Origin of the sequence: Bradyrhizobium sp. Cp5.3 (assembly GCF_000426265.1) — a bacterium.
Taxonomy (GTDB): Bacteria; Pseudomonadota; Alphaproteobacteria; order Rhizobiales; family Xanthobacteraceae; genus Bradyrhizobium; species Bradyrhizobium neotropicale.
On sequence record NZ_AUFA01000002.1, the window covers coordinates 228241 to 241208 of the forward strand.

At 65.0% G+C, this 12968-nt stretch carries 12 protein-coding genes; 4 read left to right on the forward strand and 8 right to left on the reverse strand.

Annotation, left to right across the window (positions count from 1 at the left end):
• Positions 1-22: 22 nt before the first annotated feature.
• Positions 23-1243: a cytochrome P450 gene (locus K289_RS0104100; protein ID WP_027550317.1), complete on the reverse strand. Its 1221-nt coding sequence runs from the start codon at positions 1241-1243 to the stop codon at positions 23-25.
• A gap of 56 nt (positions 1244-1299) precedes the next feature.
• Positions 1300-1509 carry a ferredoxin gene (locus K289_RS0104105; protein ID WP_027550318.1) on the reverse strand — a complete coding sequence of 70 codons (210 nt, stop codon included), beginning with the start codon at positions 1507-1509 and terminating at the stop codon, positions 1300-1302.
• Positions 1510-1666: 157 nt separating this feature from the next.
• Between K289_RS0104105 and K289_RS0104110 the strand changes: the two genes are divergently transcribed.
• Positions 1667-2314: a TetR/AcrR family transcriptional regulator gene (locus K289_RS0104110; protein WP_027550319.1), complete on the forward strand. Its 648-nt coding sequence runs from the start codon at positions 1667-1669 to the stop codon at positions 2312-2314.
• Here K289_RS0104110 and K289_RS0104115 read toward each other — a convergent pair.
• The 4 genes from K289_RS0104115 to K289_RS0104130 form a co-directional block, all read right to left on the reverse strand.
• The gene (locus K289_RS0104115) at positions 2311-2949 is read right to left on the reverse strand and encodes an aspartate/glutamate racemase family protein (protein ID WP_027550320.1); all 639 of its coding nucleotides are present in this window, start codon (positions 2947-2949) and stop codon (positions 2311-2313) included. The genes K289_RS0104110 and K289_RS0104115 overlap by 4 nt on opposite strands.
• Positions 2950-3100: 151 nt before the next feature.
• Positions 3101-4114 carry an amino acid ABC transporter substrate-binding protein gene (locus K289_RS0104120; RefSeq protein WP_027550321.1) on the reverse strand — a complete coding sequence of 338 codons (1014 nt, stop codon included), beginning with the start codon at positions 4112-4114 and terminating at the stop codon, positions 3101-3103.
• A gap of 12 nt (positions 4115-4126) precedes the next feature.
• Positions 4127-5476 carry an aspartate aminotransferase family protein gene (locus K289_RS0104125; protein ID WP_027550322.1) on the reverse strand — a complete coding sequence of 450 codons (1350 nt, stop codon included), beginning with the start codon at positions 5474-5476 and terminating at the stop codon, positions 4127-4129.
• A gap of 3 nt (positions 5477-5479) precedes the next feature.
• Positions 5480-6352: a MurR/RpiR family transcriptional regulator gene (locus tag K289_RS0104130; protein ID WP_027550323.1), complete on the reverse strand. Its 873-nt coding sequence runs from the start codon at positions 6350-6352 to the stop codon at positions 5480-5482.
• Between the two features lie 88 nt (positions 6353-6440).
• Between K289_RS0104130 and K289_RS0104135 the strand changes: the two genes are divergently transcribed.
• Both K289_RS0104135 and K289_RS0104140 read left to right on the forward strand, forming a co-directional pair.
• The gene (locus K289_RS0104135; RefSeq protein WP_027550324.1) at positions 6441-7628 is read left to right on the forward strand and encodes an amino acid ABC transporter permease; all 1188 of its coding nucleotides are present in this window, start codon (positions 6441-6443) and stop codon (positions 7626-7628) included.
• 2 nt (positions 7629-7630) lie between these two features.
• Entirely contained in the window at positions 7631-8740 is a 1110-nt protein-coding gene (locus tag K289_RS0104140; RefSeq protein WP_027550325.1) for an amino acid ABC transporter permease, read from the forward strand.
• A 580-nt stretch (positions 8741-9320) separates the two neighbouring features.
• Here K289_RS0104140 and K289_RS0104150 read toward each other — a convergent pair.
• Both K289_RS0104150 and K289_RS0104155 read right to left on the reverse strand, forming a co-directional pair.
• Positions 9321-10739, reverse strand: a complete 1419-nt coding sequence (locus tag K289_RS0104150; RefSeq protein WP_027550327.1) for an amidase — start codon at positions 10737-10739, stop codon at positions 9321-9323.
• Positions 10740-10890: 151 nt separating this feature from the next.
• The gene (locus tag K289_RS0104155; RefSeq protein ID WP_027550328.1) at positions 10891-11667 is read right to left on the reverse strand and encodes an SDR family oxidoreductase; all 777 of its coding nucleotides are present in this window, start codon (positions 11665-11667) and stop codon (positions 10891-10893) included.
• 155 nt (positions 11668-11822) lie between these two features.
• Between K289_RS0104155 and K289_RS0104165 the strand changes: the two genes are divergently transcribed.
• On the forward strand, positions 11823-12896 hold the full coding sequence (locus tag K289_RS0104165) for a tartrate dehydrogenase (protein WP_027550329.1): 1074 nt from the start codon (positions 11823-11825) through the stop codon (positions 12894-12896).
• The last annotated feature ends 72 nt before the right edge of the window (positions 12897-12968 follow it).

Sequence of the window (12968 nt, forward strand, 5' to 3'; positions counted from 1 at the left end):
CCGCTTTTGCTTTTGGAGAGGCCTACATCGTCTTTCCGAGCAGAAATGGCAACTGGCGGGGGCCTCTCACCGTCCCCTGCGACCAGGTCACGGAGCCTGCCGGGTCGAGGGCGAAGTCTGGAATCCGTTTCAGCCATTCCTCCAGCGCAACCTGCATCTCCATCCGCGCCAGGTTGGAACCGACGCAGCGATGGATGCCGAGGCCGAACGCGGCGTGGCGGTTTTCCCGACGGTCGATCACGACTTTGTCAGCGTCCGGAAACATCTTGGGATCGCGGTTGGCTGCGGGGAAGGACAGCAGCACCATGTTGCCCGGCTTCACCGGGCAGCCCGAGACCGTGGTCTCCTTGACCACCTCGCGTGCCATCGTCACCGGAGAATAGGCGCGCAGGAATTCTTCGACGGCCGTCGGTATCAGTTCCGGCTCGGCGACCAGGCGCTCGCGATCGGCTGGCGTGTGGGCGAGATGCCAGAGCGAGGAGCCGATCGCGCTCCAGGTGGTGTCGATGCCGGCGATCAGCAGTAGGCGCAGCGAGCCCAGCACGTGCTCTTCCTCGAGCGGCTGGCCGTCCTTGCCCCGGGCGTTCATCAGATAGGAAATGAGATCATCGGTCGGCCTCGATCTGCGCTCCTCGATATGCGCGCTGAAATAGTCGCTCATCTCGTGGACGGCCTGGAGCAGCATGTTCTCGTCCTTGATGCCGAGCTCCAGGATCATGTGGATCCAGTTGATGAAGAGGTCGCTGTCGCTTTCGGGAATGCCAAGCATGTGGGCGATTGCCCGCACTGGGATGTGCTTGGTGTAGCGCGCCGCAGCGTCCACCTGCTTCTCGGTGACGAAGCCGTCGATCAGCTCGTTGCAGATGGCGCGGACCCGCGGCTCGAGCTTCTTCATCGCGTCCGGCGTGAACGGCGGCAGCAGCAATTGCTTGGCCGGCTTGTGCACGGGCGGATCGGAGGTGATCGGGGGTGCGGCGCTCTTGGTTATTTCCGGCCGCGCGTCGCGGACGATGATGCGGCGCGACGAGAAGTGCTCGGGATCGTTGGCGATCGCTCGTACCGCCTCGTACGTCGTCGGCAGGTAGCAGCCGAGGAAACGCTCGGTATGCACCACCGGGCTTGCGGCGCGCAACTCGTCCCAGATCGGGAAGGGATCTTCCGTCCATTGCGGATCGGTGTGGTCGAAATCGTTGAGCCAGTCGGTGACGGGCGGATGGGCGGCAGGTTGGCTGACGTCGGACATCTCAGGGAATCCTCACGCTGGTTTTCGCTGAATGGGCGCGCGTCGCGAAAGGCGCGCTATTCCTCGATTACGTCGATCGCGATTTCCGGGCAGTTGGATTTGGCAAGCCAGGCCTTGTCTTCCAGGCCGGCCGGGACGGTGCCATCTCCGGCCTCGTGGGCGTTGCCGTATTCGTCGAGCTCGAACAATTCCGGCGCCAGCGCCTTGCAACGCGCATGGCCCTGACATTTGTCGGGATCGACGTGAACCTTGAGTCGCTCTGCCATTGGCGTCCTCGGTCGTGGGCGCGGGCCCAAAAAAGGCCGGGCGCGTTTCCTCATGTTTGATTTTATCGACGGCATTCGCCGCTGATTGAAGTTATAGTATATTACATTCGCGATGGGCTTCCCCTGTCAAGCGCAAACTTATAGGTTTCGCGTCAAGATGCCGTCACAACTCGCCCGCAAGCCGCAGAACGCCTATCATCACGGCGATCTCCGTGATGCCCTGATCAAAGCTGCGCTACGCGAGGCGGAGCGGGGCGGGGCGGAGGCGATCAGCATCAAGGCCCTCGCAAAGCAGCTCGGCGTTTCGCAGCCGGCGCCGTATCGGCATTTTTCCGATCGCGAGGCGCTGCTCGCCGCGGTGACGGCGGAGGCGTTCCGGCAGCTCACCGTCGTGCTGCGCGAGGCGATGGCGAAGCCATCGAAACAGTCGAAGCTGTCGCGGCTGGCGCAGGCGACGCTCGATTTCGGTCTGCGCCGCAACGGCATCTATCGTTTGATGTTCGCCTCGCGCACGGTGTCTTGCGCCGCAAAGGGCAGCGAGCTGCATGAGGCCACCCGCGAGACTTTCGCGCTGGTGATCGAAGCCCTGGAAGCGCCGGCAGTGGGCTATTTGCGCGAGCGGCAGGCGCTCAAGATCTGGGCGGCGCTGCATGGCGTGGTGATGCTGGCCGAGCAGGGTCTGTTCACGGGCGAGGCCGCGCATGCCACGCGCGAGGAGCTGGTCGAGGATTTCGTCAACGAGACGAAGACAGCGCTGGCGGCCGCGATCGGGGACGCGCAGCGTCGGGGCAAGGCCAACGCTTAAGCGTTCGCCCCAAGCAATTTCATCAGTTTCTCGACCGCGCTGTCCGGCGTGGTCACAACGGGGCGGCCTGTCGTCTGCGAGACCAGCGGCGCTATCGCGGCAATGCTGAACTGGGCGAGAGCGACGACGTCGCAGTCGCACAAGTCGCGCGAGGCCTCGGCGATCAGCCGGTCGTGCTCGGCGCGGTCGCCGCGGTCGAGCGCGGCCAGTGCCCCCTCGGCAAGTCTCGGCACGACCTGGACGGAGGCCGGAAACTCCGATGGCATCGAGGCCAGCGTCGGCGGGAAGGTCGCGAGCAGGCCGATCCGCTTGCCCATCATCACCGCCTGCTCGATCATCGCTTCGTTCGGCTTCAGCACTGGCATGGGCGCATGTGCGCGGGCAACCGCCTCGATGCAGGGGCCGAAGGCCGAGCAGGTGAACAGGATCGCGTTCGCCCCTGTCGCCGCTGCATAATCGCCGAGCGCAAGGAAGCGCTCGGTCATGGCATCGTTGAGTGCGCCGTCACGCGCCAGATCCGCTGACAGGCTGTCATCGAGCAGGTTCATCAGCCGCGCCTCTGGCCAGGCCTTTGCGAACGCAGCTTCGATCGGCGCGATGGAATGCTTGAGTGCGTGGATGAGGGCGATGCGCATCGATATCTCTTCTCTCTCTCCCCGTTCTTACGGGGGAGGGGCTCTATCCGCAAAGAAGGTGAGAGTTGGACTCGCGGACGCTCCCCCTCACCCGACCGCTTCGCGGTCGACCTCTCCCCGCGAACGGGGAGAGGTGAAAGCGCGCCAGCCTTTACTTGAACGGCACCGCGTACATCAAGCCGCCCTTGCTCCAGAGGCCGTTGAGGCCGCGCTCGAGCTTCAGCGGGCTCGCCTTGCCGACGTTGCGCTCATAGATCTCGCCGTAATTGCCGCCGGCCTTGATCGCCACGACCAGCCATTTGTTGTCCACCCCCAGCCGCGAGCCGAGATCGCCGGAGGTGCCGAGCAGCCGCTGGATCGCGGGCGTGGTCGACTTCGTCATCTCATCGACGTTGGCCTGCGTCACGCCGAGCTCCTCGGCCTCGATCAGTCCGTAGTGCAGCCAGGTGATGATGTCGCTCCAGACCTCGTCGCCGTTGCGGGTGAAGGGCCCGAGCGGCTCCTTGCTGATGGTCTGCGGCAGCACGATATAGTCGGCCGGGTTCGGCGCTGCGGTCGTCACCGCGCCGGCGAGCGCGGAGGCGTCCTGGGTCATGGCATCGCAGCGGCCGCCGAAGAAGGTCTGATACATGGTGTCGACGCGGTCGAACACCAGCGGCTTCCAGTCGATGCCGTTGGCGCGGCCGTAGTCGCCGAGCGTGACCTCATGGGTGGTGCCCTGCGCGACGCAGACGGTGGCGCCCTTCAGATCCTTCAGTTCCTTCACGCCGAGGTCCTTCTTCACGACAAAGCCCTGGCCGTCGTAGAAGTTGATCGGACCTTGCCGCAGGCCCAGCGTGACGCCACGCAGATATGTCTGCGTCGAGTTCCGATAGAGCACGTCGATCTCGCCCGATTGCAGAGCGGTGAAGCGGTTCTGCGCGGTCAGCGCGACGTAGCGGACCTTGTTGGGATCACCGAGTACGCCGGCTGCGAGCGCGCGGCAATAATCGACGTCGAGGCCCTTGTAATTGCCTTGCGAGTCAGGCGCGGAGAAGCCGGCAAAGCCGGCGCTGACACCGCATACCAGCGTGCCGCGGCTCTTGACCGTGTCGAGCGTTGCAGCCGACCCCATCGCCGTCGAAGCCGCGAATAGACCCGCGGCGATAACCACTTTCCTCATCATTCTACTCTCCCCTCAGTGATTGACACTACGCAAGACGTTGTCGACGGCCGTGCCGAGCTTGTCGACGATCAGGTCGATCTCCGCCGCCGAGGCGATGTAGGGCGGCGCCAGTAGCACGTGGTCGCCACGGACGCCATCCACGGTGCCGCCGCCGGGATAGCAGCCCAGCCCGTTGGCAAAGGCCTCCGCCTTGATCTTCTGGTGCAGCTTGAGCGCGGGATCGAACGAGGTGCGGCTGGCGCGATCGGTCACGAGCTCGATCGCCCAGAACAGGCCGCGGCCTCTGATATCGCCGACATGGCGATGATTGCCGAAGCGGTCGATGAGGCGCTGCTCGAGCTGCTTGCCGCGCTCCTTGACGCGGTCGAGCAGGCGATCCTCGCGGATCACCTGCTGCACCGCCAGCGCTGCCGCACAGGCGAGGGGATGCGCAAGGTAGGTATGGCCGTGCTGGAAGGCACCGCTTCCCGCACGAATCGTGTCGATGATCGTGCCGCTTGCGAGCATCGCACCGATCGGCTGGTAGCCGCCACCGAGCCCCTTTGCAATCGCCTGGATGTCCGGCGCGACGCCTTCCTGTTCCCAGGCATGCGTGGTGCCGGTACGACCCATGCCACTCATGACCTCGTCGAGGATGAGCAGCGCGCCGTGCCGGTCGCAGATTTCGCGCATTGCCTTGAAGTAGCCATCCGGCGCCGTCACCGCGCCCGCGGTCGCGCCGACGACCGGCTCGGCAAGAAACGCCGCGACGGTGTCGGGCCCGAGCCGCTGAAACTCGGCCTCTAACTCGGCGGCAAGCCGCGCCACGAACTGCGCATCCGACTCGCCGTCGCGCTTCTCGTGATAGGCAAAGGCCGGCGTCACATGGCTGAACGCGGCCGAGAGCAGGGGCGCATAGGGCGCGCGCCGCCAGGCATTGCCGCCGGCGGCAAGGGCTCCGAGCGTGTTGCCATGATAGCTCTGCCGCCGCGCGATGAAATGCTGCCGCTGCGGCTCGCCGCGCTCGATGAAATACTGCCGCGCCAGCTTGATGCTGGCTTCGATCGCCTCCGATCCGCCGCTGACGAAATAAGCGTAGGCAAGACCGCCGGGCTCGTGGCCGACCAGCATCTCGGCGAGCGCTTCCGCCGGCTGGGACGAGAAGAAGGCGGTGTGGGCATAGGCCAGGGTCGAAGCTTGTTTCGCCATTGCCGCGATCACGCGCGGGTGTTGGTGGCCGAGGCAGGAGACCGCCGCGCCTCCGGAGGCGTCGATCACGCGGCTGCCGTCCTCGGCAAAGAGATAGACGCCTTCGCCGCCGATCGCCTTGGGCGGCGTTTCACGCAATGAGCGGTGCAGCACGCGTGTGGTGCGAGCGGCCATGGATCAACCTTTCTCTGAGACGTAGGTGGAGGCTGCGGCCAGCCGCGCCTCGGTGTCCTGGAGGCGCTTCTTCGCGGCCGAGCCGCCGAGCGAGAACGTCACCGCCGCCAGCGACTGTGCAATCGCGATGGCGCCGGTCAGGCTCGGAAAGAAGCCGGGCGGGGAATCCGCCTCGAACAGCAGCACGTGATTGGCGCCTTCGGCCATCGGCGCAGCGACGCTATCCGCAATCGCGATCAGCGTCGCGCCGGCGTGATAGGCGGCCTGCGCCACGCGGACGCTCGCGTGCGTGTACGGCAGAAAGCCGATGACGATGACCGCTTCGCCGGGACGGAACGCGCCGAGATCGAGATCATCGGGGCCGGAGCCGCCGACGATCTGCACCTGGTCGGGCCGGAACAGCCGGAGCTCGTAATTCAGCAATTCCGCAACGCTGCGGCAGCTGCGGTAGCCGGCGATCCAGATCCGCTTCGCGCTATGCAGGGCGCGGGCGGCATCCGCGATCGACTGGGCCGGGATGCGCGGCAGGCCCGCGGCCTCGGCCTCGAGCTTCTCGGTGACGAGCGCGACATCGGCATTGGGGCCATGGCGGCGGCTCTTGGCACGGCCGGAGAACGGCGAGGTCTGCGACGGCCGTCGCGCCTCCGTCAGCGCCGCGCGCAATTCGTCCCAGCCGGAGTAGCCGATCGCCTTCGCAAGGCGCGTGAACGCGGCCGGATCGGCGCCGGCTTCCGCGGCGAGGTCGCGCATCGAACGGGTGGTGGCGTCGTAATCATTGGCCGCAACGAACCGCCCGACCTCCTGCAGCCGCAGGGGGAGCGATGGCAATGCACTGCAGAGTTCGCTCAAGGGCGAGGATTTCGCGGGCTCGGCCATGAAACATTTGTTGCACGAATTGCCGATTGGTGCAACAGTTGACGCACGCTGCCGGAAATCGCCGCCTCTGACGAAGGATTTTTGTGCCGTGACAACCGATCATCCCAGGCCGCCGCCGCGCCGCAGCTTGTTCGGCGCATGGGGCCCCCGCGAGCTAAAAGGCCTGTTCTGGCAGGTGCTTGTCGTCGGGATTGCGGTCGCGGTCGTCGCTTTCCTCTGGTCCAACACCGTTACCAATCTCTCCGCCCGCCGCATCACGACCGGCTTTGCCTTCCTCGGCCGCGAAGCCGGCATGCCCATCGCCGACAGCCTGCTGTCGTACAGCCCGAAGGACACCTACCTCTGGGCCTTCGTCGTCGGCGTCACCAACACCTTGCGCGTCGCCGTGATCGGCATCGTGCTCGCAACCATTCTGGGCACGTTGATCGGCATCTCGCGACTTTCTGCCAATTGGCTGTTGTCGCGGCTTGCCGCCGTCTACGTCGAAGTGCTGCGCGACATCCCGCTGCTGCTTCAGCTCTTGTTCTGGTACGTGCTGATGCAGGCGTTGCCGGCCGCGCGCCTGGCGTGGCGGCCGGTCGACGGCGTGTTCCTGTCCAATCGCGGGCTGATCCTGCCGTCGATCCCGATCGGGACGCCACAGCTCTGGGTGCTCGGCACTGCAGCGCTGGGCCTTGTCGTGTTCTATCTCATCCGGCGCTGGCAAATCGCGCAGCAGATGCAGGACGGCAAGCCGCGCAAGGCATGGCCCATCGCGCTCGGCCTCATCGTGGTGCTGCCGGCGCTGGTCTCCGTGCTGCTCGGCGTGTCCTGGAAAATCGAATGGCCCGAGCTGCGCGGCTTCAACTTCGTCGGCGGGCTGACGCTCGCGCCGGAATATTTTGCCTTGCTGATCGCGCTCGTGACTTACACTTCGGCCTTCATCGCCGAGATCGTGCGAAGCGGCATCCAGTCCGTGCCGCGCGGGCAGTGGGACGCTGCCAATGCACTCGGCCTGCGCCGCAGCTTCATGCTGCGGCAGATCATCCTGCCGCAGGCGCTGCGCGTGATCGTACCGCCGATGACGAGCCAGTATCTCAATCTCACCAAGAACTCCTCGCTCGCAGTTGCGATCGGCTACCAGGATGTGGTCTCGGTCGCCAACACCACGCTGAATCAGACCGGGCAGGCGATCGAGGCGATCGCGCTGATCATGGCCGTGTTCCTCACCATCAGCCTCGGCATCAGCTTCTTCATGAACTGGTACAACGCGCGCATCGCGCTGGTGGAGCGCTGATCATGACGGTGATCACCGACATTCCCGACGCACCGCGCGCCGCCCGTCGCCCGCAAATGGGCAATCCGGTGCTGCGCTGGCTGCGCACCAACCTGTTCTCGTCGATTCCCAACGCGATCATCTCGCTGGTGCTGCTGGCGATACTCGCCAAGGGCATCGTCAGTTTCGTGCAATGGGGCATCGCCAACGCGGTCTGGCTGACGCCGGTGAACGACTCCAGCGCCTGTCGCGCCGTGCGCGGCGTCGGCGCCTGCTGGGCGATCATTCCCGAAAAATACCGCTTCATCCTGTTCGGCACCTATCCGTTCGACGAGCAGTGGCGGCCGGCGCTGTCGGTGCTCCTGTTCATAGCGCTGTTCTATCTCTCCACCCGCCGCGCCTGGTGGCGGCGCGAGCTGATCTATCTCTGGATCGGTGCGCTGGCGCTGATCAGCGTGCTGATGTGGGGCGGCGTGCTGGGCCTGTCGTACGTTTCGCAGGATCGCTGGGGCGGATTGCCGGTGACACTGATCCTCGCCACCTTCGGTCTCGCTTTCGGCTTCCCGCTCGGCATCCTGGTCGCGCTCGGCCGGCGTTCAAAGCTGCCGGCGATCCGTTCGCTCTGCGTGCTCTATGTGGAGCTGATTCGCGGCGTGCCGCTGGTGAGCCTGCTCTTCATGGCGAGCGTGATGTTCCCGTTGTTCATGCCCGGCGGCTTCAACATCGACAAGCTGCTGCGCGCGCAGATCGCGATCATCCTGTTCGCTGGTGCCTATCTCGCCGAAGTCGTCCGCGGCGGCCTGCAGGCCGTGCCGCGCGGACAATATGAGGCCGCCGACGCGCTGGGGCTGTCCTACTGGCGAAAGAACCGGCTGATCATCCTGCCGCAGGCGATCCGCCACGTCATCCCGCCGCTGGTCAACACCTTCATCGCCTTCTTCAAGGACACCAGCCTCGTCCTGATCATCGGCATCTTCGACCTGCTCACGACCGCCAAGACCGCGATCATCGATCCGGCCTGGCAGCAGTTTTCGGTCGAGGTCTACATCTTCGTCGCCGCGATCTATTTCGCCTTCTGCTTCGCGATGTCGCGCTACAGCCGCAGCCTGGAGGCGCATACCGCATCGAGGTGACCTGCCTTCCTCCCTCGCTTTGGGAGAAGGCCGCACAGGCTGCGCCTCGTCGCGGGCGCCGGTACACGCGCTTGCGATAAGGAAGGCGCGGATCAGAGACAGTCTATGCTGGAATGCGGAATGCTTATGCCGCACCTATAAAGCGGGCCTGGACTCAGACTGGCAATCCTACGCTGCCAAATCCATCTGCAGTTTGCTGGTGGTACTCAACAAGAGGCACATGGAATCATGATCAGGTCCGTTCTCGTAGCGTCGGCCATGCTGGTCGCGCTTTGCTCCGCCGCCGCTGCTCGCGACGCAATGCACCATCCACACATGGCTTCGGAAGCCACCATGCGGGTATCGGAAGTCCATCCGGACTCCCTCGGCTTTGCCGCTCCAATGGGGGAGGACTCCGGGTACGATGCGCATCAGTATCACGGCGGACCGAAAGCGAACGACTAGGATCTGACCAAGGCGTCGAACGTCAGCGGCTCGCCTCGCGACCTATCGGATTCCGCAAGGGGTTATCCAGATCGATCCAAGGGCAAGAATGCCGGCACCGGAGGGACAGCTAAAGCTCCCCCCGGTGCAGACCGCGTCACGCCTTCACTCGCGGATCGATCGGCGTCGTGCCGCGCAGACCCAGAACATCCTCGAGCACTTTCGCGCCTGCGAGCACCTGCGCATCGCCACGCGGGGCGCCGACCACCTGGACGCCGACCGGCAGGCCTGAGGCGGTGAAGCCGCAGGGTAGCGACAGCGAGGGACAGCAGGCGAGCGTGATCGCGTAGACGATGCCCAGCCATTCGATGTAGTTGTCGAACCTCTTGCCGGCGCATTCGGCGACGTAGCGGTTCTCGACCGGGAAGGGTGGCACGATCGTCGTCGGGACCAGCAGCAGGTCGTAGTTTCCAAAGAATTCGACCGCGCGCGCGGTCATTCCGACACGTTGCGCCTCGGCGCGCGCTAGCTGATCGACCGTAAGCTTGAGGCCTTCCTCGATGTTCCAGATCACCTCGGGTTTGAGCAGGTCGCGCTTGGTCCGCAACAATTGCGCCTTGCTGATCGCGAAGTCGAAGGCGCGCAGCACGTGAAAGCATTCATGCGCCTCGCGCCAGTCCGGATGCGCCTCCTCGACGATGGCGCCCGCTTCGGCAAAGCGCTCTGCCGCCTTGCGCGTGATCGCCTTGACCTCGGGATCGACCGGCGTGATGCCGAGATCGGGCGAATAGGCGATCCGCTTCGGCTTTTTGCCCGAGCGTGCGGCTGACTGGAACGAGGTCGCCGGCGCAGGCAGCGACAGCGGATCGGATGCATAATCGCCGCTCATGGCATCGAGCAGTAACGCAAGGTCCTCGACATTGCGGGCCATTGGGCCCTGGACGCCGAGATTGCGGTCGATCGCCGATTTCGGCGTGTGCGCAACGCGGCCGATGCTCGGCCGCATGCCGACGATGCCGCAGAAGCTCGCGGGGCTCCGCAAGCTGCCGCCCATGTCCGACCCTTGCGCGAGCCAGGCCATGCCGGTGGCAAGCGCCACCGCCGCGCCGCCGGAGGAGCCTGCAGCCGACTTTGTCGTATCCCAGGGATTGAGCGTTGCGCCGAACACCTCGTTGAAGGTGTTGGCGCCGGCGCCGAATTCCGGCGTGTTGGATTTCGCGTAGACGACCGCGCCGTTGGCCTCAAGGTTCTCGACCATGAGGTCCGACTTTGCCGGAACGTTGTCCTTGAAGATCGGCGAGCCCTGCGTGTTCAACACGCCGGCAACGTCCGTCAGGTCCTTGATTGGCACCGGAAGGCCAGCCAGCAGCCCGCGCGCGCCGGCCGGCTTCTGCATCAGTGCTTTCGCGCTATCCCGCGCGCGATCGAAGCACAGCGTCGGCAGCGCGTTGACCTTGCCGTCGACCTCCGCAATGTGCTTCTCCAGCACATCAAGCAGCTCGAGCGGCGTGACATCGCCCGAACGCAGCTTGTCGACGACGGCGCATGCGGTTTCGCGGATCAGGTCTTGAGACAATTATTTTACTCCTATGCCCGGTCTTGGTGTCGTCATTGCGAGCGCAGCGAAGCAATCCGGTCTGTTCCCGCGGGAACATTCCTGGATTGCTTCGCTGCGCTTGCAATGACGGTGTATGGGGCGCGTAGCGTGGTTTTTGCCGGTGCCGAATCTATCCCCACCCCGCGCTGATGCCGCCATCCACTGTGTAGATCACGCCCGACGTATAGCCGGAGCGATCCGATGCCAGGAACGCCATGAGATCTCCGATCTCGCGCGCATGCGCCGGCCTGCCCAGCGGCAGGCCCTTCTGGAATTCCTTGTGGCGGTTCTCGTCGCCGAACTGGTGCTTGGCACGCGTCTTGAGCAGCGTGACGTGGCGGTCTGTGCCGACCGGGCCGGGATTGATGCCGACGACGCGGATATTGTCGGCGAGGCTCTTGCCCCCGAGCGCGCGGGTGAAGGCCATCAGTGCCGCGTTACCGGCACTGCCGCAGATGTAGTTGGCATCGAACTTCTCGCCGGCCGCGCCGATGTCGTTGACGATGACGCCGCCGCCGCGCGCCTTCATCTGCGCGTAGATCTGCCGTGTCAGGTTGATGTAGCCAAACACCTTCAATTCCCAGGCGTGCCGCCAGGTCACCTCGTCGATCTTGTCGATCGAGCCGCCGGGAATGTCGCCGGCGTTGTTGACGAGGATGTCGATATCGGCGGCCTCCTTGGCGAGCCGCGCGACGTCCTCAGCCTTGCGCAGGTCGACGACGCTCGTCGTGGCATCGATCTGGTGCGCGGAGCGCAGGCGATCGGCCAGCGCCTTGAGCTGGTCGCCGCTGCGGGCGGCAAGCAGGAGATGCGCGCCTTCCTCGGCAAACGCCTCGGCTGCGGCTGCGCCGATGCCCTTGGACGCGCCCGTGATCAGGACGCGCTTGCCACGCAGATGCAGATCCATGGGGACTTCTCGCTCGGTGGGAACAGGATCAAATCAGTAGGCGGTCGGCTGCGCCATGGTCAACCTTGCAGTGCAGCGTTGCACTGCCTGCGAGTTTGGTCCATTGCAGGGCGATCAAAAGGCGGCGGCTGCCGGACCAACCAAGGACGTTCTCGATGAGCAAGAAACAATACCGGATCGCAGTCATTCCCGGCGACGGCATCGGCAAGGAAGTGATGCCCGAAGGCCTGCGCGTTCTGGAGGCGGCGGCGAAGAAGCACGGGGTCGCCGTGCATTTCGACCATTTCGACTTCTCTTCGTGGGATTACTACGAGAAGCACGGCCAGATGATGCCGGACGACTGGAAGGAGAAGATCGGCAAGCACGACGCGATCTATTTCGGCGCGGTCGGCTGGCCGGCCAAGATCCCGGATCACGTCTCGCTGTGGGGCTCGCTCATAAAATTCCGCCGCGAGTTCGACCAGTATGTGAACCTGCGCCCGGTGCGGCTGATGCCGGGCGTGCCGTCGCCGCTGGCAAACCGCAAGCCCGGCGACATCGATTTCTGGGTGGTGCGCGAGAACACCGAAGGCGAATATTCCTCCGTCGGTGGCCGCATGTTCCCGGATACGGACCGCGAGTTCGTCACGCAGCAGACGGTGATGACCCGTACCGGCGTCGACCGCATCCTGAAATTCGCCTTCGAGCTCGCGCAGTCGCGGCCGAAGAAGCATTTGACCTCGGCGACCAAGTCCAACGGCATCTCGATCACCATGCCCTATTGGGACGAGCGCGTGGAGGCGATGGCCAAGAAGTTCCCGGGCGTGAAGTGGGACAAGTACCACATCGACATCCTGACCGCGAACTTCGTGCTGCATCCGGACTGGTTCGACGTCGTGGTCGGCTCGAACCTGTTCGGTGACATCCTCTCTGATCTCGGTCCCGCCTGCACCGGCACGATCGGCATCGCACCGTCCGGCAACATCAATCCCGAGCGCAATTTCCCCTCGGTGTTCGAGCCGGTGCACGGCTCGGCGCCGGATATCGCGGGGCAGGGCATCGCCAATCCGATCGGCATGATTTGGTCGGGCGCGATGATGTTCGAGCATCTCGGCGAGAAGGAAGCCGGCAAGTCGATCGTCGATGCGATCGAGCGCACGCTCGCCGAACGCACCCTGCGGACGAAGGATCTCGGCGGCAACGCCGACACGACGGCCTGCGGCAAGGCCGTTGCGGAGATGCTGGATTAGGGCAGGGCGCCAGCGAGCGTCAGCTCCGCCGCCGCAACAAACTCCACCGTCGTCCCGGCCTTGGCGGGACGA